The sequence below is a fragment of the Marinobacter gelidimuriae genome (genome assembly GCF_000372805.1).
Lineage (GTDB): Bacteria > Pseudomonadota > Gammaproteobacteria > Pseudomonadales > Oleiphilaceae > Marinobacter > Marinobacter gelidimuriae.
In genome coordinates this window covers 17,167-43,746 of record NZ_KB889882.1, presented here as the reverse complement: position 1 = coordinate 43,746, position 26,580 = coordinate 17,167, and the positions used below count along the sequence as shown (strand labels likewise).

General features: G+C 56.3%; 25 protein-coding genes and 2 pseudogenes. 12 read left to right on the top strand and 15 right to left on the bottom strand.

Annotated elements, in window-relative coordinates:
* Window positions 1-226 (top strand): IS66 family transposase (locus A3OI_RS0108910; protein ID WP_018403942.1); only part of this gene is annotated, 226 nt, incomplete at its 5' end.
* Between the two features lie 40 nt (window positions 227-266).
* Here A3OI_RS0108910 and A3OI_RS0108905 read toward each other — a convergent pair.
* The 4 genes and pseudogenes from A3OI_RS0108905 to dauA all read right to left on the bottom strand — a co-directional run.
* Window positions 267-425: pseudogene (locus A3OI_RS0108905) on the bottom strand (hypothetical protein); the annotation flags it as partial.
* Window positions 426-625: 200 nt separating this feature from the next.
* A complete protein-coding gene (locus A3OI_RS0108900; protein WP_018403940.1) occupies window positions 626-2,218 on the bottom strand; it encodes an isocitrate lyase in 1,593 nt (530 codons plus the stop codon).
* A gap of 120 nt (window positions 2,219-2,338) precedes the next feature.
* Window positions 2,339-2,881: a hypothetical protein gene (locus A3OI_RS23800; RefSeq protein ID WP_018403939.1), complete on the bottom strand. Its 543-nt coding sequence runs from the start codon at window positions 2,879-2,881 to the stop codon at window positions 2,339-2,341.
* A 587-nt stretch (window positions 2,882-3,468) separates the two neighbouring features.
* Complete coding sequence (gene dauA, locus A3OI_RS0108890; protein ID WP_026224097.1) at window positions 3,469-5,190, bottom strand: C4-dicarboxylic acid transporter DauA; 1,722 nt, start codon at window positions 5,188-5,190, stop codon at window positions 3,469-3,471.
* A gap of 111 nt (window positions 5,191-5,301) precedes the next feature.
* Between dauA and A3OI_RS0108885 the strand changes: the two genes are divergently transcribed.
* Complete coding sequence (locus tag A3OI_RS0108885) at window positions 5,302-6,321, top strand: ChaN family lipoprotein (RefSeq protein ID WP_018403937.1); 1,020 nt, start codon at window positions 5,302-5,304, stop codon at window positions 6,319-6,321.
* Window positions 6,322-6,329: 8 nt separating this feature from the next.
* Here the strand turns inward: A3OI_RS0108885 and A3OI_RS0108880 are convergent, their stop codons facing one another.
* On the bottom strand, window positions 6,330-7,397 hold the full coding sequence (locus A3OI_RS0108880; protein ID WP_018403936.1) for a beta-N-acetylglucosaminidase domain-containing protein: 1,068 nt from the start codon (window positions 7,395-7,397) through the stop codon (window positions 6,330-6,332).
* Window positions 7,398-7,550: 153 nt separating this feature from the next.
* On the opposite strand from A3OI_RS0108880, the gene A3OI_RS22695 reads away from it, so the two are divergent.
* From A3OI_RS22695 to A3OI_RS0108860, 4 genes are all read left to right on the top strand, one after another.
* Entirely contained in the window at window positions 7,551-7,718 is a 168-nt protein-coding gene (locus tag A3OI_RS22695) for a hypothetical protein (protein WP_018403935.1), read from the top strand.
* An 87-nt stretch (window positions 7,719-7,805) separates the two neighbouring features.
* Window positions 7,806-8,882 carry a TRAP transporter substrate-binding protein gene (locus A3OI_RS0108870; protein WP_018403934.1) on the top strand — a complete coding sequence of 359 codons (1,077 nt, stop codon included), beginning with the start codon at window positions 7,806-7,808 and terminating at the stop codon, window positions 8,880-8,882.
* Between the two features lie 101 nt (window positions 8,883-8,983).
* Window positions 8,984-9,529 (top strand): TRAP transporter small permease subunit, encoded by a 546-nt coding sequence (locus A3OI_RS0108865; RefSeq protein ID WP_018403933.1) that lies wholly within the window; start codon window positions 8,984-8,986, stop codon window positions 9,527-9,529.
* The gene (locus A3OI_RS0108860) at window positions 9,526-10,821 is read left to right on the top strand and encodes a TRAP transporter large permease (protein WP_018403932.1); all 1,296 of its coding nucleotides are present in this window, start codon (window positions 9,526-9,528) and stop codon (window positions 10,819-10,821) included. The genes A3OI_RS0108865 and A3OI_RS0108860 overlap by 4 nt, the downstream gene beginning before the upstream one ends.
* 52 nt (window positions 10,822-10,873) lie before the next feature.
* Here A3OI_RS0108860 and A3OI_RS19685 read toward each other — a convergent pair.
* Both A3OI_RS19685 and A3OI_RS0108850 read right to left on the bottom strand, forming a co-directional pair.
* Window positions 10,874-11,348: pseudogene (locus A3OI_RS19685) on the bottom strand (Dps family protein).
* A gap of 84 nt (window positions 11,349-11,432) precedes the next feature.
* Window positions 11,433-12,875, bottom strand: a complete 1,443-nt coding sequence (locus A3OI_RS0108850; protein WP_018403930.1) for a dihydrolipoyl dehydrogenase — start codon at window positions 12,873-12,875, stop codon at window positions 11,433-11,435.
* A 120-nt stretch (window positions 12,876-12,995) separates the two neighbouring features.
* Here A3OI_RS0108850 and A3OI_RS0108845 point away from each other — a divergent pair, with 120 nt between their 5' ends.
* Window positions 12,996-13,667: a LysE family translocator gene (locus A3OI_RS0108845; RefSeq protein WP_018403929.1), complete on the top strand. Its 672-nt coding sequence runs from the start codon at window positions 12,996-12,998 to the stop codon at window positions 13,665-13,667.
* On the opposite strand, the gene A3OI_RS0108840 is transcribed toward A3OI_RS0108845, so the two are convergent.
* Window positions 13,612-14,694, bottom strand: a complete 1,083-nt coding sequence (locus A3OI_RS0108840) for a 3-deoxy-7-phosphoheptulonate synthase (protein WP_018403928.1) — start codon at window positions 14,692-14,694, stop codon at window positions 13,612-13,614. The two genes, A3OI_RS0108845 and A3OI_RS0108840, sit on opposite strands and share 56 nt — an antisense overlap.
* A 370-nt stretch (window positions 14,695-15,064) precedes the next feature.
* Between A3OI_RS0108840 and A3OI_RS0108835 the strand changes: the two genes are divergently transcribed.
* Window positions 15,065-15,556 (top strand): hypothetical protein, encoded by a 492-nt coding sequence (locus A3OI_RS0108835; protein WP_026224096.1) that lies wholly within the window; start codon window positions 15,065-15,067, stop codon window positions 15,554-15,556.
* A gap of 3 nt (window positions 15,557-15,559) precedes the next feature.
* Here A3OI_RS0108835 and A3OI_RS0108830 read toward each other — a convergent pair whose 3' ends face one another.
* A complete protein-coding gene (locus A3OI_RS0108830; RefSeq protein ID WP_018403926.1) occupies window positions 15,560-16,099 on the bottom strand; it encodes a J domain-containing protein in 540 nt (179 codons plus the stop codon).
* A 255-nt stretch (window positions 16,100-16,354) separates the two neighbouring features.
* On the opposite strand from A3OI_RS0108830, the gene A3OI_RS0108825 reads away from it, so the two are divergent.
* From A3OI_RS0108825 to A3OI_RS0108810, 4 genes are all read left to right on the top strand, one after another.
* Window positions 16,355-17,482, top strand: coding sequence for an efflux RND transporter periplasmic adaptor subunit (locus A3OI_RS0108825; protein ID WP_018403925.1), 1,128 nt, complete (start codon window positions 16,355-16,357; stop codon window positions 17,480-17,482).
* Window positions 17,482-20,583: an efflux RND transporter permease subunit gene (locus A3OI_RS0108820; protein WP_018403924.1), complete on the top strand. Its 3,102-nt coding sequence runs from the start codon at window positions 17,482-17,484 to the stop codon at window positions 20,581-20,583. The genes A3OI_RS0108825 and A3OI_RS0108820 overlap by 1 nt, the downstream gene beginning before the upstream one ends.
* A 6-nt stretch (window positions 20,584-20,589) precedes the next feature.
* Window positions 20,590-20,901: a DUF3301 domain-containing protein gene (locus A3OI_RS0108815; RefSeq protein WP_018403923.1), complete on the top strand. Its 312-nt coding sequence runs from the start codon at window positions 20,590-20,592 to the stop codon at window positions 20,899-20,901.
* A gap of 110 nt (window positions 20,902-21,011) precedes the next feature.
* Entirely contained in the window at window positions 21,012-21,848 is an 837-nt protein-coding gene (locus A3OI_RS0108810; RefSeq protein ID WP_018403922.1) for an inositol monophosphatase family protein, read from the top strand.
* A gap of 3 nt (window positions 21,849-21,851) precedes the next feature.
* On the opposite strand, the gene thiS is transcribed toward A3OI_RS0108810, so the two are convergent.
* From thiS to A3OI_RS0108780, 6 genes are read right to left on the bottom strand one after another with little or no spacing between them, the layout of a single operon-like run.
* Window positions 21,852-22,052: a sulfur carrier protein ThiS gene (gene thiS / locus A3OI_RS0108805; RefSeq protein WP_018403921.1), complete on the bottom strand. Its 201-nt coding sequence runs from the start codon at window positions 22,050-22,052 to the stop codon at window positions 21,852-21,854.
* Window positions 22,053-22,062: 10 nt separating this feature from the next.
* Complete coding sequence (locus A3OI_RS0108800; protein WP_018403920.1) at window positions 22,063-22,527, bottom strand: DUF423 domain-containing protein; 465 nt, start codon at window positions 22,525-22,527, stop codon at window positions 22,063-22,065.
* The gene (locus A3OI_RS0108795; RefSeq protein WP_018403919.1) at window positions 22,517-23,317 is read right to left on the bottom strand and encodes a symmetrical bis(5'-nucleosyl)-tetraphosphatase; all 801 of its coding nucleotides are present in this window, start codon (window positions 23,315-23,317) and stop codon (window positions 22,517-22,519) included. Before A3OI_RS0108795 ends, A3OI_RS0108800 begins: the two co-directional genes overlap by 11 nt.
* Window positions 23,318-23,337: 20 nt before the next feature.
* The gene (rsmA, locus tag A3OI_RS0108790; protein ID WP_018403918.1) at window positions 23,338-24,174 is read right to left on the bottom strand and encodes a 16S rRNA (adenine(1518)-N(6)/adenine(1519)-N(6))-dimethyltransferase RsmA; all 837 of its coding nucleotides are present in this window, start codon (window positions 24,172-24,174) and stop codon (window positions 23,338-23,340) included.
* A complete protein-coding gene (pdxA, locus tag A3OI_RS0108785; protein ID WP_018403917.1) occupies window positions 24,171-25,184 on the bottom strand; it encodes a 4-hydroxythreonine-4-phosphate dehydrogenase PdxA in 1,014 nt (337 codons plus the stop codon). Before pdxA ends, rsmA begins: the two co-directional genes overlap by 4 nt.
* Window positions 25,181-26,539, bottom strand: a complete 1,359-nt coding sequence (locus A3OI_RS0108780; protein ID WP_040474989.1) for a peptidylprolyl isomerase — start codon at window positions 26,537-26,539, stop codon at window positions 25,181-25,183. Before A3OI_RS0108780 ends, pdxA begins: the two co-directional genes overlap by 4 nt.
* Window positions 26,540-26,580 lie beyond the last annotated feature (41 nt).

Sequence of the window (26,580 nt, the reverse complement as noted above, 5' to 3'; positions counted from 1 at the left end):
CCGAAAAGCATGGCTTTTTGCAGATACCTCCCAGGGCGCCCGTGCCAGTGCCACGTGTTATTCCCTAGTCGAAACCGCTAAAGCGAACAAACTGGAACCGTCGGTTTATATCCAGCATGTTCTGGAGCGCATTGCCGACGCTGACACGTTGGAGAAGCTGGAAGCACTGCTGCCATGGAACGTCAAACTAGAGCGGGTCTCAAAAAAAGTGCCGCAGTTCGACTGAGGGCAAGTGGGTCGGTTTAAGGGCGCTTACAAATCACCACTTCCATCAACTGCAAGTCGCCTTCGGGACGATAGGAAGAAATGATAATGTTCGGCGGAGTGCCAATCAGGGTGACGGTACCCCCCAACAAGGAGCCAAACGCCAGCATCGACACCACATCAAACCGCAGTCGATTCCAGATAAACAGCGCCAGCGTCATACCCAATACCGCAAACACAATGCCTTGATCCAAATTCAATCGCCCTGCTCCTGCCTGAACACGCTGTTTCTATTAGCATAGACCAAGGCCTCAACCTTGAGCCGGCGCCACAAAAAAACCCGCACCTGGCGAACCAGCGTGCGGGCTTTTAAATCCCGAAAGAGGGCGTTGCGGCATCCGTGCCGCGTCAGGTCAGCCTGTTAGCCAAACTGATTCATGGTGTTGTCTTTACCACCGGCTTTCAGCGCGGCGTCGCCGGCGAAGAATTCCTTGTGGTCGTCACCAATGTTGGAGCCGGCCATGTCCTGGTGCTTAACAGTGGCGATACCTTGGCGCATTTCCTTGCGCTGTACGCCGGCCACGTAGGCCAGCATGCCTTCGGCACCAAAGTAGCCTTTGGCCAGGTTATCGGTAGACAAGGCCGCCGTGTGGTAAGTCGGCAGCGTGATCAGGTGGTGGAACACACCGGCTTCACGGGCGGCATCGCGCTGGAAGTCCGCCGTCCACTGATCAGCCAGCTTGCCCAGGTCGGTGCTGTCGTATTCTTCGCTCATCAGCGCAGCACGCTCGTAGGCCGATACGTCTTTGCCTTCTTCTTTCCAGGAATCGAACACCTGCTGGCGGAAGCTCAGGGTCCAGTTGAACGACGGGCTGTTGTTGTAAACCAGCTTGGCGTTAGGAACCGCTTCCTTGATGCGGTTAACCATGGCGGCGATCTGGCCAACGTGGGGCTTCTCGGTTTCGATCCACAACATGTCAGCGCCGTTCTGCAGGCTGGTGATGCAATCCAGAATAACCCGGTCTTCACCGCTACCGGCCTTGAACTGGAACAAACCAGACGCCAGACGCTTGGGCTTGACTAGCTGACCGTTCTGCTTGATCACCACGTCGCCGTTGTTGATGTCTTCGGCTTTGGCAATCACGTCACCGTCGATAAAGCTGTTGTACTGGTCGCCCAGATCACCCGGCTCTTCGGTTACGGCAATCTTCTGAGTCAGGCCAGCACCCAAAGAGTCAGTACGCGCAACAATCACGCCGTCATCCACACCCAGTTCCAGGAAGGCCAAACGCACAGCGTTTATCTTGGCCAGGAAGTCGGCGTGGGGAACGGTTACTTTGCCGTCCTGGTGGCCGCACTGCTTCTCGTCAGATACCTGGTTTTCAATCTGAATACAGCAGGCACCGGCTTCAATCATCTGCTTGGCCAGCAGGTAAGTGGCTTCTGCGTTACCAAAACCGGCGTCGATGTCGGCAATGATCGGCACAATGTGGGTCTGATGGTTATCAATCTGGCTTATCAGCTGCTCGGCCTTGGCGTTGTCGCCGGCGTTCTGAGCTTCTTCCAGATCACGGAACAGGTGGTTCAGTTCCCAGGAATCGGCTTGGCGCAGAAAGGTGTACAACTCGCCAATCAGGCCGGATACGGCGGTTTTCTCGTGCATGGACTGGTCTGGCAGCGGGCCGAACTCTGAACGCAGGGCGGCAACCATCCAACCGGACAGGTACAGGTAGCGGCGTGAGGTGTCGCCGAAGTGCTTCTTAATGGAAATCATCTTCTGCTGGCCGATAAAACCGTGCCAGCAACCCAGAGACTGGGTGTACTGAGAGGTGTCGTTATCGTAGTTCGCCATGTCTTCGCGCATAATCTTGGCGGTGTACTTGGCGATATCCAGACCGGTCTGGAATTTGTTCTGGGCGCGCATGCGGGCCGCGTGTTCAGGCTTGATGGCGTTCCAGGTAGGATTCTGTTTCAACAGGGTGGTTAGGGCGTCAACGTCTTTTGAGTAGGGCATGGCTCATTCCTTTGTACGTCAGTTTTTTCAAGGGCGTCGAATTTAAATCCAATTCTCCCTGGACATTGGCGACTACTTTAATGCCTCTCACCGCATAACTGAAATTTATATAATCTATATTTAGAATTTTTTTCGTGAATGGTTCAGGGCATCAAAACCGGATACCTGGCCTGTTAAACACAAAATCACAAACCGGTCCCCAGGCTTAACATCAAGATAATCCCGCCTCGGCGGGTTTAGCATCAGACGCCGACCCTTGGCGTCCGGCTGGTTTCGATAGATGCCAAGCGCTATTTCGCCCTCTTTGGCCAACGTTCGTTCCAGCAACTGAAAATCAACGCTGGCCGGAAGCGTGTAGTCGCCCGGGTCCCGAAACTGAACCTCTGCACCGCCAACTGTAAAGAGTTCATCCAACACCACTCGCAACTCTCGCCTCAGGGCCACCTGAGCCAGAACATGGCTGAGTATCATCGGGCTGATGAGCATTTCGCTGCTGTGGTTGTACAGCAAATGGCTGTTGTCCGGATCGCTCAGTTCCATGATCAACTGCGGACGCCGTGATTGATCCGCCAGTACATCTTCCAGTTGTAAATAACCCACCATGGTGCGGGCGTCGGCTTCTTCGCCGGATGCCAGGCGATCGCTGCTCAGCAGCGCCGACAACCGAAATCACATCCACCTGAAACGGCCGATAGTGGGCTCCATACGTAATTCGTGCACCTGCTCCGCACTGGCATGCTCTGAGAGCACGACCAGATTGAGCCGGCCGGCATCGTGTTTCTCCAGAAACCGGCGTCAGGCCCCGCTCCAACTCTTCCATTTTGGCAATCAGCCAGCGGGTGAGGATGGCCACCAGGGTGCCCATAAACACCACATAACCGCTGACGGTAAGCAGGGTAGATACAAAACGCTGCCAAGCACCTATGTCGTCACCCAGATAGCCAGGATCTGTCAGGCGCAAAAACGCCCACCAAACGGCCGCCCCCACACTGTCAAATTTTTGCCCGACCGCCAATACCGCCAGCCCGCCAGCAATCGAAATCAGCGCAATAAAGGCGGCAACCACCCATAGCTGGAAACCCGCACCTTTCACCAACTGGCGCTCAACAACGAACTTAACGCGATCCACAATTCGGAATGGCAGCATGCAAGACCCTTTTTACTGTTAGCTGGGGCACTTTATCAGAGCACGGTTTATCAGAGCTCCATTTGTTAGGGCTCGATTTTGTAGCAGGTGATGTTAACAGCGATCAGTGCTCGCCGGCTTGCACCAGAGCATCAGCCAGTGTGGGTGTAAATTGGCTAACACCGTTTAAAGGCGCCACCCCTGCACGAGCCAGAGCTCGCAGCGGCTGGTACTGCAAATCGGCAATAATGATACGGGTGCCCTCGCGCTTGCAGGCGGCCAGGAGCTTATTCAATGCAGACAGCCCACCCGCGTCCAGCAAGGTCACGCCGTCCATATACAGTATAAAACCACGGGCGTTTTTGGACAGTTCCGCCAGCTCGCCAAAGATGCGCTCGGCGGCGGCAAAGAACAGCGGCCCGTTGATCTTGAACACCTGCCAGCCGGCGGGCAAGTTAGCCTGCGTCACCCGCTGATTGCTGGATATGTCGGTCACCCGTGTCATCTGCGCCATTTCGCGCATGAACAGCACCGCTGCCAGCAGTACGCCAGTGGTAATGGCAATCACCATATCCAGCGCCACCGTCAGGCTGAAGCAAGTCAGGAACACCACAAGGTCACCGCGGGGCGCTGTTTTAAGCAAGTGCACGGCTTTTGGCGCTTCGCTCATATTCCACGCCACTATCAGTAGCAACGCCGCCATCGCCGGCATTGGCAAGTAAGACAGCACCCCTGCCAGCGCTACCAGCGCCAGAACCACCACCAGCGAGTGCACAATCGCAGACACCGGCGATTCGGCGCCAGCGCGATAGTTGGCGGCCGAGCGGGCAAGCGCCGCGGTGGCTGTAATACCACCAAAGAAGGGCGCAATTATGTTGGCCAGACCCTGCCCCAGCAATTCACTGTTGGCGCTGTGGCGCTTACCGGTCATGCCATCCAGCACCACCGCACACAGTAAGGATTCAATCGCGCCCAACATGGCAATGGCAAACGCTGCCGGAATCAGAGCCTGAATCAGGTTCCAGGACACCACCAGGGGGCTGCCATCGGCACCGGCCCGCTGCCAGGGCAAGATAAACTCGGGCAAAAATGGAGGAATGCCACTGCCACTGGTTCCATCGGGTAGTAAATAACTGAAACGCGAGCCGATGGTATCAATGGAGGCACCCTGGCTGTTCAGCCACAGCGCCAACAAACTACCCACAATGACGGCGGGTAAGTGCGGCGGCACCGCTGTTTTCAACCGCGGCCACAACAGCATGATCGCCAATGTGACCCCGGCCACCAGAGTACTCATGGCATCCAGCGAGGGCGCAGCTTGAACCAGCGCAGCCAGCTTTCCCCAGTAATGCTCGGGCATGGCCGCAACCGGCAAACCGAACAGGTCTTTCACCTGTAACGTGGCGATGACCACCGCAATACCCCCGGTAAATCCCAGGGTCACCGGCTCCGGTATGTACTCAATAAAGCGCCCAAGGCGCATGACCGCCATAACCAGCAGCAACATCCCGGACATCACCGTGGCTAGCAGCAAACCGCCCAACCCATATTCTTGGGCAATGGGGTATAGAACCACCACAAAAGCGGCGGTAGGGCCGGAAATGCTGTAACGGCTGCCGCCCGTGAGCGCAATCACCACGCCGGCAATAATGGCCGTATACAAACCGTATTGGGGAGCCACACCGCTGGCAATAGCCAGTGCCATGGCCAGCGGAATAGCAATAATTCCCACGGTAATACCGGCCATCACATCTTTTGCAAAACGCCGGGAACTGTAAGGCTCCTGCACGCAGGCTTCGCGGATCGCGTGGCCTGGGCGCAGGGAAAACAAATGGCTGCGGGACATAAACAACTTGCCTGTACGAAGGGCTTCGCCGGGCATTATACTCGCTATACAGCCAGATCGTATTCGGAAAATTTATTAGTCGTGTGCTTACCGCAACGGAACTTCGCGCTTATGCCCACAAGCCTTTACAACATTCGTTACCTGATTGGCGCTTTAGTGTTGGCAATAACAGCCGGCTGCGCGACCTCCCCGGCTTCATACAACACCCTGAAAGCACCGCAAAATCAGTACCAGGCGCACATAGTTGACCCGCAGTCTGACACCCTGAACACCTTAACCCCGGAGCAGCTGGCAAAGCGTTTAGCCAACGCCAATGTGGTGGTGATTGGCGAATATCACGGTCATCACGCCAGTCATCTGCTTCAAGCCCAGCTCCAGCTGGCGCTTTTTCAGCAGCAACCCCAACAGATACTGAGTATGGAGCAATTTGAAACCGATCAGCAGAATGCCCTGAACCAGTATCTGGCGGGCAGCAGCGGCGAAAGCGAAATGATTGAAGACACCGGCGCCTGGGACAATTACCGCGCGTCTTACCGGCCTATCGTCGAATTCGCCCTTAGCCATCAATTACCCGTGATCGCTGCCAATGCGCCGGGCGCTATCGTGCGTTGTGTGGGCCGCGAAGGACCGCACATTATTGACGATTTATCTCAGGCACAGCGCCAAACCATTGCCCAACAACCGTTTATGGACACCCCGGCCTACCGGCAACGCTTTGATGATGCCATTGGCGCGAGTCATGGCGGCGATGACGACGCGATGAAGCAGCGCCTGGACAACAGCTACAAAGCACAGTTATTGCGCGACAACACCATGGCCGAACGCATTTTGCAGGCCCGCCGGAATTACCCGGGCCATCAGATTCTGCACGTAAACGGCAATTTCCACAGCGAACAGCGTCAGGGCACGGTAGCACTGCTGCACAAGCGCGCGCCGGCGTTGAACATTGCGGTGATCAGCCCGGTTTTCTGGCCCGAAGATGAAGCCATGCCAGAGCTGTCCGAACATCGTACCAAAGGCGATTTCCTCTACTTTCTGCAGCCACTGCCAGACGCTTACAAAAGCGACGACCGTCGCAACCGCGCCATGCGCGAGCGTTTCAGCCAAGCCGGACAGCAACCCTGCAACTGACTAACAGATTATTGGGTGGCTACAACTTCGTTGGTAACGGCGTAGTCGCCGGCCAGCCAGCGCAGTATTTCGTCGGCTGCCGGGTGGTCAAAACCGCCATAGGTATGCACCAAAGCCTGCTTCCGTTCGGCGGACAGGCGCTCCAGACCGGCGTCTTGCAACACCAACAAGTCTGCTTGCAAGCAATCCGCTAACTCGGCCCCAAGAACTTCCTGCGCGGCGCGATAAAACGCCTTACCGTATTCGTAATCCGGCCCCAGCTGATAACTCTGCGCCAGGGTAATGGCCGGAATGCAGGTCAGCGTTGGCTGTAGCGCCGGATTAATGGCGTGGCCGGCGATGTAAGCAGCGTTAGCCGCCGGGCGGCCCGTAAATCCACGCAGGTGCAAGTGGCGAGACATACGATCGCCATCATTAACCGGGTAGTTGTCCCACAACAAAGGTTTGCGACCCAGTAGCTGCCCCACCCGCTTTAAATGGCCAGGTGAAATCTCCCGCGAACACACTTCCTCGCCGGTCCAGAATATCTGTATGGAGGGATCCAGCGCCTGTCCCAGAGTGTGTAGATAGTCCACCGGGCGCGGGCCAAAAACTCGATCCAACACCGGGTCATCCGAGTAGTAGGTCGGGCACACACTGATACGCCGAACCGCGGAGTGTTCGGCAACCCAGTGCACAATATCGGCCTGTGCCTGCGCCGTGTGCGGCCCGCTGCCGTGCATGTCGTCAAACAGGATCGCCAGTTCATCCAGCCCCAGCTGGTCAAAAAACGCCAGCTTGCGCGCCAGTGACTGCTGGCCGGCTTCATCAAAATTGTTAAACAGTTCAAACGGGCTCAGGCCCACACCAAAACGCACCCCGGCGGCTTTACAGAAGCTGGCGAAGGCAGCCATTTCCGCGGCAGCCTGGGGCGGAAATGGCTCCCGCCAGCGCCGCCTTAAAAACGCATCGGCCTTGGGCGCATAAAGATAAAAACTGTAACCGTGAGGCGCCAGCCTGTGCACCAATTGCCGGCGCTGCTCCCAACTCCACAGTGGGCCATAGAAGCCCTCAATAATCCCCAGCTCTGCTGCCATGACCAATCTCCCTGCGGCTGCCTGCGTTGAACCCGACGGTTTTACGGAATGATGAACACATCGTATAGCGCGGACAAGGTAACCGTATAGCTGGGCCGTATTGCCGAAACGCAAAGCAGGCTACTATAAGCCGAATCCGTGACGAGACCGCCCATGGCCAGCCCTTCTTCCAGTTCCTCTTCCGGTTCCAGATTAGGCAGCCTGGACGCCCTGCACGGCCTTGCGGCCCTGGGCGTGGCGCACGCGCGCGAACACTGCCCGGGCCGTTACAGCACCTACGACCTATATCTAATGCCTTATGTTTTTCGTTCCATCGATTAAAAATAACTGATAATGTAAGTCAGTTTTATCGCGTTTGTAACAGAACGCAGACTCAGCGCAAAACAATTATAAAAGGAAGCAAAAACAATGATGATTCGTTCCATTTTCTCCGCGGCGATACTCGCGGTGGCAGCGACCTTCGCCCCTACACACGCACTGGCTCAGGACACATTTACCCTCACGCTGGCAGAAACCTGGGGGCCTAACTTCCCGATTTTTGGTGACACTACGAAAAACATGGCTGCCATGGCCGAGAAAATGTCCGATGGCCGCCTGAAAATCCGGATTGATTCCGCTAACAAGCACAAGGCCCCGCTGGGCGTATTTGATATGGTAAGGGCCGGACAGTATGACATGGGTCATTCCGCCTCCTACTACTGGAAAGGCAAAGTACCCAACACCCTGTTTTTCACCAGCATGCCCTTCGGCATGACGGCTCTTGAGCAGTACGCCTGGTTCTACTACGGCGACGGTATGGAGCTGATGCAGGAAGTGTATGAGCCCTACGGACTGAAGTCCTTCCCGGGCGGCAATACCGGCGTCCAGATGGGCGGCTGGTTCCGAAAGGAAATCAAATCTGTTGAGGACCTGCAAGGTCTGAAGATGCGGATTCCCGGTTTCGCCGGTGAGGTATTTGCCGAGGTAGGCGTAAGCCCGACCAACATCGCTCCGGGCGAGCTTTACACTGCGCTAGAGCGGAACACCATCGATGCTGTTGAGTGGGTTGGTCCGGCGTTGGACCTGCGTCTGGGGTTCCAGCAGATTGCTGACTACTACTACACTGGCTGGCACGAGCCTGCGACCGAGCTACAGTTCCTGGTCAATGAGAAAGTCTGGGACAAGCTGCCGGCAGATCTTCAGGAAATCCTGCGGATCTCCATGCGCACCGCAGCCTATGACATGCTGATCCAGTCGCAGCATGAGAACGCCAAGGCCTGGGCAAGCATCAAGAACGAGTACCCGAACGTTCAGATCAAGAATTTCCCGGACGATGTGTTCCAAGCCATGTACAAGGCTAACAACAAGCTGCTGAAAGAGGCGGCGACCGGTGACGAGCTCGCGGCGAAGATTATTAAGTCCCAGGAAGACTATCTGAAGGATTCACGCGCTTACACAGACATTTCCGAGCGCGCATACCTAAACACCATGGGCACAGTCGAGTAAGATACAGGCTGTAATGGAGCCGGGATCGCTCTAAAGGCGACCCCGGTTTTTTTGTTTATAGCGATAGCAGGATCGCCAGCCCTTCTGGCGGAGGATTATGAATGCAGTGGATCATAAAGGTCGATGAGGGCCTGGCGCGCTTGTCCAATTTCTGCGGCTGGGTTGCCTGTGTCGCAATGCTGCTGATGGCCGGTAACGTTTTTTACGACGTTGTTGCACGTTACGCGTTCAACGAAGTGTCTATCGGGATGCAAGAGATGGAATGGCACCTCTACTCGGTGGTCTTCCTGTTTGGTATTCCCTATGCACTGCGCACTGACGGCCATGTGCGTGTTGACGTGCTTTATACACTCTGGAGCAACAAAACCAAGGCATGGGTGAACCTGACCGGCGCCCTGCTCTTTGTGGTGCCATTCGCCTATCTGATCGGCCTTTACGGCTACGATTTCGCGCTAGACTCCTACAGTCTGGGTGAGGGCAGCGGTGATCCGGGTGGTCTGCCCTATCGCTGGATTATCAAAGCCGTGATTCCAGTCTCAGCGTTTTTTATCGCCATCGCGGGCCTCAACATGGCCACCTTCGCCCTTCGCGTTATGTCTGGCGAAAAACAGTATGAAGGCGAGAACAGTGCGGGAGGACTCGCATGATTGGCATGATTATGTTCGCTGTCGCCCTCTTCATGCTGATGCTGGGCTTCCCTGTCGCTTTCACCTTTGGCGGTCTTGCTTTGTTCTTTGGTGTGTTTGCAGAAGGCATGGATCTGTTTGCCTTTATGCCTTATCGCATCATGAGCGTCATGCAGAATACGGTTCTGATGGCTGTGCCCCTGTTCATCTTCATGGGCGTCGTCCTGCAGCGTACACGCCTGGCCGAACAGTTGCTTACCTCCATGGGTCGTCTGTTTGGCGGCCTGCCCGGTGGCCTGGCTATCTCTACCATTCTAGTGGGCGCCCTGCTCGCAGCCTCCACCGGCGTTGTGGGCGCCAGTGTGGTGGCGATGGGCCTGATTTCCCTGCCGGTCATGCTGGCTCACAACTACGACAAGCGCCTGGCAGCCGGCACCATCTGTGCGGCGGGTACGCTGGGCCAGATCGTTCCACCGTCGATCATTCTGATTATTCTGGGCGATGTGCTCGGGCTGCCAGTCGGCGATCTGTTCAAGGCCGCCGTCGGACCGGGCATGGTTCTTATCGGGCTCTATATTGTCTATATCCTGATCATGACCCGCTTCAAGCCCGAAACGGCTCCGCCCATGCCTGAGGACAGCAGCATTTCCCGTAAAAAGGAAATCATGAACGCGCTGCTGGCGATCATTCCGCCGTTAGCACTGATTGTCATTGTGCTTGGCTCGATCTTTACCGGCATTGCGACACCCACAGAATCCTCAGCACTGGGTGGTGTTGGCGCTATTGTTCTCGCCATAATCTACCGGCAATTCTCATTCCAGATGGTTTGGGATGCTTCGAAAGACACGGTCAAAGTGACGGCCATGGTGTTCGCCATCCTGGTCGGTGCAACTGCCTTCTCTATGGTCTTCAGCTACACCGGCGGCGATTACCTGCTGGAAGAGTGGATGCTGGCGCTGCCGGGCGAGAAATGGGGCTTTATCATCCTTGCCATGCTGGTGATTATGGTGCTGGGCTTCTTCATCGATTTTGTCGAAATTTCCTTCATCATCGTGCCCATTCTGGCACCGGTGGCCGAAGCCTTGGGCATCAACATGCTCTGGTTTGCCATTCTTATCGCCATGAACCTGCAAACCAGCTTCCTGACCCCACCTTTCGGGTTCTCTCTGTTCTACCTGAGGGGGGTCGCACCACCGGAAGTGCGAACGATCGACATCTACAAGGGGGTGCTTCCATTCATCGTCCTGCAGGTGTTTGTGCTGGCGCTGATTGTGATTTTCCCCGAGTGGTTCGGCATGAGCTCCTCGTACTAGCAGTTAAAAAAATGGCGGCCATGTGGCCGCCATTTTTAGCACTAACCGGAGCTTACTGACCCAGATAGCTGCGGTACATCCACAAGGTTTTTTCCTGTTCGGCAATGTAATCACTCATCAGCGACGCGGTGCCTTCATCGTCAGCGTCGTTGGCCAAACTCAGCAGTTCGCGCTGCTTGCCAATCAATTTTACAAAGCTTTCTGCTATGTTCTGCACGGCGTCTTTGCCGTTAGACACGTCTTTACGCTCGGGGATGTCAGACCGCTCCATGTAGGTGCTGTAAGCGTGGGCGGGGTGGTGGCCCAGAGTCAAAACACGCTCGGCAATTTCATCAATCTTCAGCAGCAACGCGTCGTACTGTTCTTCAAATTTAACGTGCAACTCAAAGAAGTTATCGCCCTTGATGTTCCAGTGATAACCACGCACGTTCATGTAAAATATTTGATAGTTACGACAGCAAGTCATTCAGCGAATCCGCCAGCTTTTGAGTTTTCGCAGTATCCAAACCAAGAAAGTTCTTACTCATATTCGTCTCCTTGACGTTCAATGACATTAACACCAGTGTGGCGCCCAAGCTCCATAACAAACGTTAATCCAGACCGGCTAAATGTCATACGCCCGGACCGCAGTCCATGCAATTGCTGTCAGCAGCAGGGCCCATACTGAGTTTACGGCTCAGGTCCTGTAAGGCACTGCGCAGACCTTCTTCAATCACCGGGTGATAGAACGGCATGTCGAGCATTTCAGTCACCGTCATTCGGCGCTGAGCCGACCAGGCCAGCAAATGGGCAATGTGCTCGGCGGCAGGGCCAAACATCTCGGCGCCCATAAACAAACCGCTACCGTGTTCGCCGTACACCCGCAACAGCCCGCGATTTTTACCAATCACCCGGCTGCGGCCCTGATTTTCGAAACTGACTTCACCCACTACGTAATGGCCGCGGCAACGCTCGCCCACCTGCTGGATCGTCAGCCCCACCGAAGCAATCTGTGGGTCGGTAAACACCACCGCCAGCGGCACTTTGCGCAAACCTGCGCGAACATCCGGGTAGCGGCCGGCGTTGTTGCCGGCAATACGGCCTTCATCAGCGGCTTCGTGCAGCAAAGGCGCTTCGTTGTTAACATCGCCAGCAATGAATATGTGGCTGTCGCCACAGCGCAGAGTATAACCATCGAACACCGGTACGCCGTGTTCGTCCAGCTGCAGATCGGCGTTTTGTATGTCCAGCCCGTCAATATTCGGGCGCCGACCGGTTGCTGCCAGCAGGTAGTCGAATTCTTCGGTCACGATCTTACTGTCGGCGTTTTTAAAGCTTATCAAGACACCTTCGGCACTGCGCGCAACCGCCGTGACATCGGCGTCGGGGTCCAGCGGGAACTCGCGGTTAAAGGTTTTTAGCGCGTAGTCCCGCAACTGCGGATCTTGCAACGACCCCAGGCTTCCACCCACGCCAAACATGCGAATGCGCACGCCCAGCCGAGCCAGCGCCTGGCCCAGCTCCAGACCAATCACTCCGGGACCAAACACCGCCACCGAGGCCGGCAAATCATGCCAGTCGAACAGGTCGTCATTAACCACCAGGCGATCTCCGGCTTCTTTCAAAAACCCGGGAATATTGGGACGCGAGCCGGTCGCGATGACGATGCGCTCAGCCGTCACCTCGGTATGATCGCCCACCATTAAGCAGTGCGGCGATGCAAAACGCACATTGCCAAACAACCGACCTTGCTCAGGATAGCTTTCTGCTGACGTCACCACCGATGCAACAAACCGATCACGCTCCGATCGCACCCGAGCCATCACCGCCTTACCATCAACCGCAACTGTGGGGCAGGTTATTCCGAAAAGGCCTGTGCTGCGGGCTGCATGGGCCGCATCAGCGGCGGCGATCAACAGTTTGCTGGGCATACATCCTACCCGGGCGCAGGTTGTTCCGTATCGGTTACCTTCAATCAACAGCACACTATCGGTGTGTTTACGCGCCCGCTGGTAGGCAACCATGCCGGCGGTGCCGGCACCTATAATGGCGACCTTAACCTTTCGCTGTTTCATAACTGCCTCCTTGTGAACGTATCGTGAACAATCACTATAGCAGCCGTTTGTACTTGGCATATCAATGCGTTGTGTTTCACAATACTGACCCCTTACAGACCCACACAAGGAGCACGTGGCATGAACACGTTCTGGCCAGAATTTCTGATCGTCGTTCTAGTGCATTTTCTGGCGGTCGCCAGCCCTGGGCCCGACTTCGCGGTTATGTTGCGCCAGGCACTGTGCCAAACCCGCTCAAACTCGCTGTTAACGGCCGCAGGCATAGGCGCGGGAATTTTAGTGCATGTGGCTTATTCACTGTTGGGCATAGGGCTGCTTATTCAGCAATCGGTGCTGCTGTTCAGCATTTTGAAAGTAATTGGTGCTCTGTATCTGACATGGATTGCGGTGCAATGCCTGCGTGCCAAGGCCGGAGGGGTTTACGTGGAGGCTGCAAAAGCACCGCACCAAAGTCGCCTGGCGGCGCTGCGCCTGGGCTTTCTGACGAACGCGCTCAACCCCAAAGCCACGCTCTTTTTTGTCTCGCTGTTTTCGGTGATTATCAGCCCCGGCACACCGGTTCTTGTACAAGCCGGCTATGGCCTGTACATGGCTTTGGCCACTTTTTTGTGGTTCAGCCTGGTGACTGTGTTCTTTAGCCAGCCGAGGGTACGCAAAGGTTTTAACCGTTTCGGTCACTGGCTGGACCGGCTGATGGGCGGCGTGCTGCTGCTTTTGGCCGGTCAGTTATTGCTGTCTACAGTGAGCGGATCAGAGCCCCTGTCTGCTCCCATCCCAGGCACGGATCGGTAATCGAGCAGCCGTATTGAAGGTCAGCGCCGTCGTTTTGGCGGCCCGGCTGTAAAAAGCTTTCCAACATTAGCCCACAAATGTGGCGATTACCGGCGCGCCGTTGGGCGACAACATCGCGGGCTATCTCTTGCTGGCGCTCGTGTTGCTTGCAGGCGTTATCGTGGCTGCAGTCCACCATCACCGCCGGATTCAGGCCTGCCTGCTGCAGCGCATGGGTCGCGCGGGCAATGCTGTGGCTGTCGTAATTGGTGATACCGCGACCCCCACGCAAAACCAGATGGGTGTCAGCGTTGCCCTCTGTAGAAATCATGACCGGGGTGCCTCTGGCAGACAGCCCTGGATGATGGTGGCCGTGGGCCGCGGACTGCATGGCATTGGTGGCCACCGCGATGCCGCCGTCGGTGCCATTTTTAAAACCCACCGGCATTGGCAAGCCGCTGGCCATTTCGCGATGCAGCTGCGACTCCGTGGTGCGGGCACCAATAGCCGTCCAGCTCACCAGGTCTCCCAGATAATCCATAGCAAACGGGCTCAGCGCTTCAGTGGCTAGCGGCAGGCCGGTGGCCGCCAGATTCAGCAACAATTGCCGCGAGCGTACCAAGCCCTGATGCAAATCGCCCTGCCCGCTGCGCTCAGGATCGTATAACAGGCCTTTCCAGCCAACTGTGGTGCGGGGTTTCTCTAAGTAGGCGCGCATCACAATCAACATACGGTCACTTACATCCGCCGCAAGCTGTTTCAGCCTTTGCGCGTATTCCAGGGCGGCCACTTCGTCGTGAATGGAACATGGCCCGATCACGACCAGCAGGCGGTCGTCCGCTCCGTTGAGGATATTACGAATCGCCTGGCGCTGGTGTTCAACCTGCGCCTCAAGCTCCGCCACCAGCGGAAAATCCCCGCGCAACTGATCAGGCGTGGGCAAAGCTACCTCACGGCGACGGGCTGGGGCAATTTTTACCGCATGTTCTACGGCGCTTTTTACGGCATTCTCCATCGGATTCTCAACAGCACTTAATGGCATATTCATGGCGGTGTGTCCGTTTCCCTGTTCCAAAATCAAAAAACCCCGGCTGGGCTACCAGTCGGGGTTTTTGAGTCCGGTGGCAGCCTGGGTGGTCTGCCGGGCTGCCTTCCTCGTTGTTCGGTGATGAAGATCTAAGGGCGGCCCGGGGTCTGGCTAAAATAAAAGCCAAAGTCGCGCCACCAAAACGAAACAGCCAATGCGGCCGCTGACGGTTCAATACCGAAAGCTTGCTGAACATTTAATTGGCAAATTGCTGGCTGAGTCTTCATGCTTTTTACTATAACCGGCCTGTTTTCAACTTAGCAACCGCTTATGCAAAGTTTTTATCTGGCGGTGTCAATGGCAGGCACCTGCCCAAACCGCGGAGTACTCCATGACTTGTCCCAGTATTTCCCGACTCACAGCGCCAAACGTAATGGTGCTGTTTATTACGTTCCTCCTGTTTTTGGTTTCAGCCAATGCCTTTGCCGCCACCCAGAGCCGGGCTTACAACCTGAACCAACGCCCGGCTGCCGATGTGGCTGCGCAAATTCGTGATCTTTACGAAGAAGTGAATGTCACCGTTGTCGGGCAGAAAATTGTAGCCCGCGGCGAAACCCGCAGCGGCTTTGTGGTTACTCCACGGATGATTTCACCGCAGAATATAGAACTCAGTATTATGTCGTTTGAGCAAGACGCCCCCGCCCTGCCGGGTTATGACACGGAAGCGCTAATGACCATTCGCCAGGTTCAACCCGGGCAGTGGGTGTCTCTGGGTGGCGTTGACCGCAGCGAAAGCCGTGAAAATTCCGGCATTGTGTACCAAGTTAATGGCAGTGAAAATCGAAGCAGCGAGATTCGCGTGCGGGTGGACATTCTGCCCTGAGCCTCAGGTTTTGGCCCCATGCAGCAGGACACGCTTTGCATCGTTAACTTTCGCTGCCAGGTAGTCGTTGCCGCCGCGGTCGGGGTGGATTTTTTGCATCAGCCGGCGATGGGCCATCACGATGTCATCGCGGTTGCACCCAGGCGTAACGCCAAGAATCTCGCAGGCTTCGCGCTCGCTGACCTGCCCGGCCACATCAGCGCCCGTCCGCTGGCGCTCCTGACCGTCAGTGCTACCCTGATTACGGCTGGCTTGACCATTACTAGCTTGACCATTACTAGCTTGACCATTAAGAGTGCGCTGAATAAAGGGCAGGTATCGCAACAGCGCAGGCAGCTTTCTTAACAACGGCAACAAGGCGGCAACAGCGGCTGTCAAAACGTGAATGCGCCCAGTCAACACCATCAGCAGCAACAGACCGCCACCGCCGATAAGAATGGCTTTCCAGGTGGCCGCTTTTTTCTTTTCTGGCGACAAGGTCCCCCATTGCCGCAACACCACAAACAGCCCGGCGGCCAAGGCAATTCCCAAAATCCAGTGCATGCGCTGATCCCCATGGTAACTTCGACCGTAAGTCTGTCATCAAATGCCGGCATAAAGCCATATAAGACGCAGCTTTCAATCTGGTTGCGGAGATGCCGTGCAAGCATCACAAACTCCTAAGCCTATCCATAAAAGCAGATGAAAGTTTCAACGACTTTTATAGGATGCTATGCTTTCTGGCTTAACCTATTCCCCCGGTCATTAGTATGCCCTTGCGTATACGGGGCGTAATCTGAATCATCAGGGTCTGTCATCATGCGTACTGCTTTTCGCTTCGTAATTTTAATTGTATTTCTGGGTGTCGTTTTCGGCGGTATTTTTGGCTATAAATTTTGGCAGGCCGGCCAGATGCAGGAACAGATGTCGCAGCCACAGCCTCCAGCTGAGATCTCTGTAGTGCAGGCACAAAGCGAAAGCTGGACACCCTCTGTGAAAGCTGTAGGCAGTATTGTTGCGGTCAACGGCATTGAAGTGGCCAACGAAGTGCCCGGAGTTATTGAGCAGATCAACTTTGAATCTGGTGACCTTGTCAGCAAGGGCGACGTGCTGATTCGCCTGGACGCTGCCATTGATGAAGCGGCTCTTCGCACCCGCGGCGCCGAGGCCCAACTTACCCGTCAGGAATTCAAACGCATAGCCGATCTGTTGCCGAAGCGCGCGGTATCGCAGTCGCAGTATGACCAAGCCAAAGCCAACTACGATGCCGCCAACGCCCGGGTTAACGAGGCCGAAGCCCAGCTCAGTAAAAAAGTGATTCGTGCGCCTTTTGACGGCACCGTAGGTATCCGTCTGGTGGATCAGGGCCAGTATATTGCCACCGGCACGCCAATCGTTGAAATCAACATGCTGGATCCTATTTACGTTGATTACACCCTGTCGGAGAAGAATTTACCCGACGTAGCCGTGGGCTATTCTGTCGTGACGACCGTTGCTGCGGTGCCAAACACCGAATTCACCGGCACCGTCAGCGCTATTAATACCTCGGTGAGCGCCGACACACGCACCGTGCGCATTCGCGCTTCCTTTGCCAACCGCGACCAACTGCTGCGCCCGGGCATGTTTGCCACGGTGAACACACGTCAACCTGACAACATGACCGTAGTGACCGTGCCACGCACCGCGATTTCCTACAATACCTATGGCGATTTCGCCTTTGTAGTAGAAGACAATGACCAAGGCCAAAAAGTGGTCAATCGTCGCAGTGTTCGCTCGGGCGATGCCCGTGACGACAGGGTTGCGGTTCTTGAGGGCCTGGAAGCGGGCGAAACGGTCGTCTCCAAGGGCCTGCTGCGACTACGCTCGGGCCAGCCCGTGAAGATTCAGGACGACAGTGACAACGCTGAAAAGAACGCCAGCCAGGGTCAACAGGAGGCGTCTGAATAATGCGTTTCACCGACATATTTATCCAGCGCCCGGTGCTGGCAACCGTCGTAAGCCTGCTAATTTTGCTGCTGGGTGTTCGCGCGGCCATGGACCTGGAAATACGCCAGTATCCGCAATTAGAAAGCACCACCGTTACCGTCTCGACTGCTTATCCGGGCGCCAGCTCAGATCTGATTAAAGGCTTTATCACCACGCCACTTCAACAGGCCATCGCTGAATCCAGCGGTATCGACTATCTGATTTCAACCAGTGCCCAAGGCTCTTCAACCATTGAAGCCTACATGGAGCTGAACTACGACGCCAACGCGGCCCTTGCTGAAATCCAGTCGAAAGTGGCAAGCCAACGTAACGTGCTGCCGACTGAAGCCCAAGACCCGGTCATTAGCTCCAGCACCGGCGACTCCACGGCACTGATGTACATCGCGTTTTACAGTGAAGGCGCATTAAGCGTACCGCAAATTACCGACTACTTGACCCGGGTTGTGCAACCCCAATTGCAAGCGCTTAGCGGCGTCGGTAAGGCCCAGTTACTTGGGCGCACATTTGCTGTGCGGGTATGGCTTGACCCGGAACGCCTGGCTGCGGTGAACATGACCCCGGTAGAGGTTGTCGATCAGTTGCGCGCGAATAACTATCAGGCCGCGGTTGGCACCACCAGAGGTAAGTTTACCGAGATAGCGCTGACCAGCAACACCGACATTGCCGACCCTGAAGATTTCAAACAGCTCGTGGTAAAACAGAAAGACGGCACCCAGATCCGCTTGCAGGACATTGCGCGGGTTGAACTGGGCGCACAATCTTACGACCAGCTAGCCATGTACAAAGGCATTCCAGCCACCTTCACCGCCATTGAACTAGCTCCGGGCGCTAACCCGCTAACCGTGGCCAAGCTGGTAAAAGATGAACTGCCGGGTATTCGCAGCCAGATGCCCTCAGGCCTTGAGGTTCAGCTGGCCTACGATGGCTCACAGTTTATTGAGGAATCCATCAGCGAAGTGATTAAAACCCTGGCCGAAGCACTGGTGATTGTCTTGATCGTCGTGTTTTTATGCCTGGGCTCTGTGCGCGCCTCTGTAGTTCCCGCCATTGCGGTTCCACTATCGTTGGTGGGCGGTGCGTTTGTGATGCTGCTGTTCGGCTTTTCGCTGAACCTGCTGACCCTTCTTTCAATGGTACTGGCGATCGGCCTGGTGGTGGATGACGCCATCATCATGGTGGAAAACATTCATCGGCACATTGAGAACGGCGAATCACGATACGATGCCGCCATCCATGGCGCCCGTGAAATGGCCGTGCCCATTATTGCCATGACAACAACCCTGGTTGCGGTGTATGCGCCCATCGGGTTTATGGGGGGCCTTGTAGGCTCACTGTTCACCGAGTTCGCCTTTACTCTGGCTGGCACCGTGGTGATTTCCGGGATTGTAGCCTTGACCCTGTCGCCCATGCTGTCAGGCAAAGTTCTTAAACCCCACGGCGATCCCGGCAAATTCGAACGCATCGTAGAGCGCACCTTCCAGGGCATAGCCAATGGCTATTCCACGGCCCTTGTGTCGCTGATGAAAACCAAGTCGGTGGTGGTGTTTTTTGCCTTGGCGATATTGTGCTCAATCTACTTCATGGTCACCATGAGCCAGAATGAACTGGCGCCGACCGAAGATCAGGGCATTCTGTTCTACCAGGGTCTGGGGCCCCAAACCGCCACCCTCGACTATTTGCTCGAAAACGGTAAAGAAGTTCAAGAGCGACTATCAGAAGTCGACGGCTACTACGAAGACTTTATGGTTCTGGGCTTCACTGCGCCAAACGCAGTGTTTGGCGGATTAAAAATGAAGCCCTCGGCAGAGCGCGACATAACCCAGTTTGAAGTGCAGCCTAAGATGACCGCTGAACTGAGTAAAGTGACCGGTTTGCAAACGGCAGTATTTGCCCGTCCGTCCCTACCCGGTTCTGGCGGCGGCCTGCCGTTTCAGTTTGTAGTGACCACGGGCGGCAGTTACGAGCAATTGAGCAGCATTGCCGACGAACTGGTAGGTACGGCTATGCAAAGTGGCAACTTCATGTTTCTACGCAAGTCCATCAGCTTTGACAAGCCGGTTACCCGCATCGATGTGGATCGTGATCGGGCATCAGATCTGGGCCTGTCGATGAGAGACGTAGGCCAGCAGCTGAGCAGTATGCTCGGCGGCGGTTACGTTAACCGGTTCAGTATGGAAGGCCGCTCTTATAAGGTTATTCCCCAAGTGGATCAAAACTTCCGCACAGACGAACAAGCTCTGAAGGATTACTACATTCGGGCCGACAACGGCGCCCTGGTGCCCTTATCCAGCGTGGTGTCTTTCAGCCGCGATGTAGAACCGTCGAACCGTACCCAGTTCAACCAACAAAATTCGCTGACCCTTGAAGGCGTGGTTTCGCCCGGTGTGGCCGCTGGCACCGCCATGGATTTCATGGAGCAGACGTCGGCGGATATTTTCCCCCAAGGCTTTGGTTTTGACTACAAGGGCGAAACCCGTCAGCAAGCAAAACAGGGCAACGCTTTGATGGTGACCTTCTTCCTGTCGCTATTGGTGATTTACCTGGTGCTGGCGGCGCAGTTTGAAAGCTGGCGCGACCCGTTGATCATTTTGATCTCAGTGCCCATGTCGGTAGCCGGAGCCATGGCGTTTATTGTGCTGGGCTTTGCTACCATGAACATCTACACCCAGGTAGGTCTGATTACCCTGATAGGCGTGGTGTCCAAGAACGGAATATTGATTGTGGAGTTCGCCAACCAGCTGCAGAAAGGCAAAGGGCTGAACAAACTGGATGCAGTGGTGGAAGCCGCGTCTATTCGTTTGCGGCCTATTATCATGACGTCACTGGCGCTGATCTTCGCGATGGTACCGCTGCTGCTGGCATCCGGACCGGGTGCTCAAAGTCGCTTCGCGATCGGCCTCACTATTACGGCCGGGCTGGGCATTGGTACTCTGCTCACTGTGTTTGTACTGCCGGCGTTTTACGTGCTGCTGGCGCGGGACCACAACGCCGCCAGCAAAGACAAGCATGAGGATGACAATGGAGAAAATCGCGATCAGCCCAACCACGCTCCAGCCAGCTAATTCGCATTGACGCTGCTCAATCTGTTTTGGCTGTTTGTTCTTGGCTTCGCCACCTGGTACTGGTGGCGGGCCACGGCTATCAAAGATGGAGTGCTGATTGCGGCCAAGCGCTACTGCAAAACCATGGATGTGATGCTGCTGGACGAAGCTGTGTATCTGCGCGGCGTATGGGTAAAACGCGACAGCGGCGGACAGTTGCGGGTATGGCGACGTTTCATGTTTGACTTCACCAGCACCGGCGAAGAACGCTACAGCGGGCGCATCATTATGTTGGGCCGGCAAATAGTGCACACCGAACTTGATACCCACCGGCTTTGAGCACCGTTTTAGGGTCAGCCTTGGTGTACGCGACGGTACGCGGCGATCCGCTTGCCGCAGGCAACATGCTAAACCGATGCGTTCATCTGTTCCAACGGCCAGGAGGCGCCATGTCTGATTCTGTTTCCCTGCACGAGATCACCGATTTCGCCCAAGCCCTGGCCCTTGAAGCCGGAGAGCTGATTCGTCACGAGCGCGATCACAACACCCTGCGGACCGATTACAAACAGCAAACCGAGCTGGTGACTCACGCCGATGTAATGGCGGACGAGTTCATTACCGGTGCCATCCGCAGACGCTTTCCGGAACATCGCATTCTGTCGGAAGAAACCATGCCCAACCTGGCTCAGGCCGAGCACATCGATACGCCGCTGTGGGTGATTGACCCGATCGATGGCACCGTGAACTACGCCTACGGCCACCCACAAGTTGCGGTTTCCATCGCCTACGCCGAGCGCGGCCAAGTGCAGGCAGGCGTTGTGCACGCACCCTTCGCCGGCCAGAACGGCAAAGGTGAAACCTTCCGCGCTACCCGCGGTGCAGGGGCAACCCTAAACAGCCATGCGATCCGCCACAGCAACGCCAGCGAACTGCGCCAGGCATTGTTTGCCACCGGCTTCCCTTATACAAAAGACGCCTTGGAACCGCTGTTAGAGCGGTTGGATGCGATGATTCACCAATGCCGTGATTTACGCCGAATCGGCTCTGCGGCATTGGATATATGCTGGGTGGCCTGCGGCCGGCTGGATGTGTACTACGAAAATGTCAGCCCCTGGGATTTTGCCGCCGCAAGGCTGATAGCCATAGAGGCCGGCGCCCGCGCCGGACACTTCGGCGAGGTACCCGAAAATCAACCCGCGGACTTATGGGGCAAAGATATCCTGATCAGCGCACCCAAGCTGTGGCAGCCTGTGCGTGAGATTCTGCGCAAAGCGTCTGGTTATTAACGGTCAGCCGCCACCAATGGCGCGCACCACTTCTACCTGATCGCCCTCAGCCAGAGCCGTGTCTGCGTGCTGGCTGCGCGGCACTATGTCTTCGTTCAATTCAATGGCCAGACGCTTACCCACCAGACCCAGATGTTCGATTAAGGCACCAACGGTGGCGCCAGCTGGCAGCGCCATTGGCTCGCCGTTTACTGTCAATTTCATAGCCGTTACCTTATTCAATCCGTTTTGAATGCGCTTTACATGTGAGTGCCGCCACCACAAGCAGCAGCCAGCCGAGCATGAAACATACCCCGCCAATCGGCGTAATCAGGCCAATACCCTTGGTTTGGACCAGCACCAGCGCATACAGACTGCCGCTGAACAAAACCACACCGGCGAGCATGAAAGCCGCCGCCACCGTCAGCAGTTTGCGCGATAAGCCAAAACCGGCCAGTACGGCCACCAGAATCAGCCCCAGGGCGTGGTACATCTGGTAAGTCGCCGCCATCTCAAACACTTCCAGGCCGCGAGCATCAACCACATTGCGCAGGCCGTGGGCGCCAAAGGCACCCGCCATCACCGCGGTCAGTGCCAGCAGAGCACCGGTCACCAAGGCCCAAATCATCAACGCCGGACGAGCTATGGCCTGCCCGTCTGCGTGGCCAGCCAGTCCCGATTCAGAACGCTTAGCAGTCACAGCAGGTGATCTCCTCGCTATCCAGGTCCATCAAGGTCAGTGCTCCGCCCCAAACGCAGCCGGTATCCAGGCCGATAAAGCGTTTGTGCCCGGTGTGGCCTTCTAACGCGGCCCAATGGCCAAACACCACGCGGGTGCTGTCGTCGCGGGCATAGTCAAACCAGGGCGCAAAGCCCGCGGGTGCGGTGTCCACCGATTCTTTGGCCGTCAATTCCAAAGCGCCATCGGCGGAGATAAAGCGCATGCGGGTGAAGTAATTGGTGATCACCCGCCAGCGGTCCATGCCGCTCAGGCCAGGTTGCCAGCCTGCGGGCTGATTGCCATACATGCCGGCAAAATATTCGGCGGCTTGCGGGCCACGGATCACCTGTTCTACTTCGCGCGCGTGGGTGCAGGCCTGCTCCACCGTCCAGATATGAGGAAGCCCGGCGTGGGCCATAAACAGATCACGCTTGGGATCATAAACGCACAGTTTCTGCTGGCGCAGCCAATCCAGAAGCTGATCGCGATCGGGCGCCGTTAAAATGCTGTCGAGAGTGTCTTTACGCTTTGTCTTGTGGTCTGCCATAACCACCGCTAGCAGGTGCAAGTCGTGATTGCCTAAAACCACCTCGGCGCTGGTGCCCAGGTTGGCGATATAGCGCAGTGTTTTCAGCGACTGCGGACCGCGGTTGATTAAATCTCCCGCTACCCAAAGGCGGTCCCGCGACGGCGAGAATCCGACCTTGTCTAAAACCTGCTGCAAAGCGTCGTAGCACCCTTGAATGTCGCCAACGGCATACTCACTCATCGAAGGTCACTCCTTGAAGGTCACTCATCGCTGGCTCCGGGCGCATCGAGGTCAGCACCAGGTGCGCGTGTCACCAGATAGTCAGCGATGGCGACATACTCTGCCAGACCAAGATTTTCCGGGCGCAGGCCATCATTGATCCCTAACTGCTGGAGCTCGGCGGCGGTAACAAAACCGCCCAGGGCCTTGCGCAGGGTTTTACGGCGGGCGTTGAACGCACTGCGCACCACCGCCTGCAGCGTACCCAGGTCTTTAGCCGGGTGCGGTAAGGTGGCGTGCGGCACCAGCCGCACAATGAACGAATCCACTTTTGGCTGCGGGCGGAAAGCGCTTGGCCCAACTTCAAACAGCGGCTGCACTTTGCAGAAATACTGGGTCATGATGCCAAGACGGCCATAATTATTATCGCCCGGAACCGCCGCCATACGCTGCACCACTTCTTTTTGCAGCATGAAGTGCATGTCTTGAACCACACCGCTGTGGGCCAGCAAGTGAAAAATCAACGGTGTTGAAATGTTATAGGGCAGATTGCCAATAATTCGCAGCGGCTGTTCGCCCACCAGCTCGTTAAAATCGAACTTCAGCGCGTCGGCCTGGTGAATGCGGAATTCCGGATAGTTAAAAAACTTGGTGCGCAATATCGGAATCAAGTCACGATCCAACTCCAACACCTGCAGGCGCGGATTCACCGCCAGAATTTCTTCGGTGATGGCGCCCAGGCCAGGGCCGATTTCAACAATGGACTGATCGGGCTTGGGGGCAATAGAGCGGACAATACGCTCGATAACGCCAGGATCGTGCAGGAAGTTCTGGCCAAAGCGTTTGCGGGCCTGATGGCCGGGTGGTTGTCTGCTCACGGCATTTCTCTCTTCATCTGATTGGCGCGCAAACCACGGGCCATTTGTTCACCCACGCGAATGGCTGTTAACAGGCTGCCGCCGTCGGCTTTTCCGGTGCCAGCCAAATCCAGCGCGGTACCATGGTCCACCGAGGTGCGCACAATGGGTAAGCCAAGGGTGATATTCACCGCGCGACCAAAACCCTGAAATTTCAACACTGGCAGGCCTTGATCGTGAAACATCGCCAGTGCGACGTCGGCGTTATCAAGCCAGTGCGGCGTAAATAGAGTGTCTGCTGGTAGCGGACCCGTCAGACCTATACCCTCGGCGCGCAACCGCGCCAGCGTGGGTTCAATCACTTCGATTTCTTCACGCCCCAAGTGCCCGCCTTCACCCGCGTGGGGGTTCAGTCCGGCCACCAGAATGCGCGGCCGGGCAATATTGAAAAAAGTTTTCAGGTCAGCGTCCAGAATCCTCACCACCTGGCTCAGGCGCTCGGGCGTTATAGCAGCAGACACGTCTTTAAGGGGCAAGTGGGTGGTTACCAACGCCACCCGCAATTCTTCGGTGGCCAACATCATGACCACCCGCTCAACACCACACAATTCCTGCAGGAACTCGGTGTGGCCACTAAAGGCGATGCCTGCGTCGTTAATCACCCCCTTATGCACCGGTGCGGTCACCATGCCGTCAAAACTGCCGTTCAGGCAGCCTTCGGCAGCGCAAGTCAGGGTATCCAGCACATATTGGCTGTTGCCGGTATCCAGCTGGCCAGCCTGATGACTATTACAGCCGTTAACGTGCATGACCGACAGCTCGCCGGCGGCAGTGCTGGCGGCCATGCCTGGCTGCCAGGCTATCATTTGAACGCTTAACCCCAGCAAGCGGGCACGGGCTTCCAACAACGGCTGGCTGGCCACCACGACAATGCCTACCTGCCGTTCCTGACCCGCCAGTTGCAGGCACAATTCAGGCCCAATGCCGGCGGGCTCGCCAGCGGTCAGGGCCAGGGTAATCCGCTCACTCATGATGCGTTTTCATCTATGTCGGCGGCGGCCTCAGTGTCACTGCTTTCGGCATAGCCCGGCTTGAACTCGACAAATGCCTCATCACGAATTTCCCGCAGCCAGTTCTGCAGTTCATTTTCAAACTTTCGCTGGTAAAGGGTCTGGCGGGTTTCAGATTCGCGGAATTCGTCGCTCATGTCTTTCTGCCGACGCTCTTGCACCTGCAAAAGATGCCAACCGAACTGGGAACGCACCGGGCCTTCAATCTGCCCCACGGTGGCGTTTTGCATGGCCTGTTCAAATTCTGGCACCATCTGCCCGGGATTTACCCAACCCAGATTACCGCCGTCAGAACCCGACACTGTGTCGTCAGACTCGGCCTTGGCCAGTTCGGCAAAATCAGCGCCGTTTTGCAATTTTTCAAAAAGGTCGCGGACTTTCTCCTCGGCTTCGGCTTCAGTGATCGCGTCAGACGGCTGCACCAGAATATGCCTTACCCGGTTTTGCTGAACCAGTTTCTGCTGTTCGCCACCGCGCTGTTCCATCACCATCACTAAGTGAAAGCCGCTGCTATTCTGTAATACTTCAGACGGCTGGCCCACCACCAGGTCTGGCACCACCGGAGCCACCAACGACGGCAGCTGGCTTTCGGCGCGCCAGCCCATGTCACCGCCCTCAAGGGCGTTGCTGGCATCCGATTCTGCTACCGCAACCGCGCGAAAATCCCGGCCTTCCACAATCTGCTGGCGCAGTGTCTCGGCTTTGCTGCGAGCGGTTTCTACCGACGTATCGCTGCCAGGGTCCTCGGTTTCGATAAAGATGTAAGCCAGGCGATACTCGGCGGTATTGCCACCGCCGGCTTGCTGCGCCTGTTGGTAGTTTTCCACTTCGCGGTCTGTTACCCGAATACGGCTGCCTACCTGGCGCTGCTGAACCCGGCTGGTAAGCAGTTCATTGCGGATCTGCTCGCGGGCGTCACGGTAACTGACGCCTTCGCTAACCAACTGCTGTTCGAACTGCTCAAGGCTCATGCCATTGCGACCGGCAATACTGATCATGGTTTCGTTGAGTTCGTTATCGCTGATGCGCATGCCCATTTTGCCCGCCATCTGCAGCTGCACCGATTTTGTAATCAGCTGCTCAAGCACCCGCTCCTGAAGCAAGCTGCGCGGCGGCAACGTTGTTTCCTGGGCTTGTAGCCTGGTAACAATGGTGTTGATGCGGGCGTCCAGCTCGGTGGCCAGAATTACGTCGTCATCGACAATCGCAACCACCTGGTCCAGCAGCTTGCGCTCGGCCTGAGCCGCCAGCGGCAGCGGCAGCAATGCCAACACCAGCATCAGGGTTGTTACACAGTGGCGAAAGGTCGCCTTCATAGTCACCTCATTGTTAAACAGTGGCATAGCGTTTAAAAGCT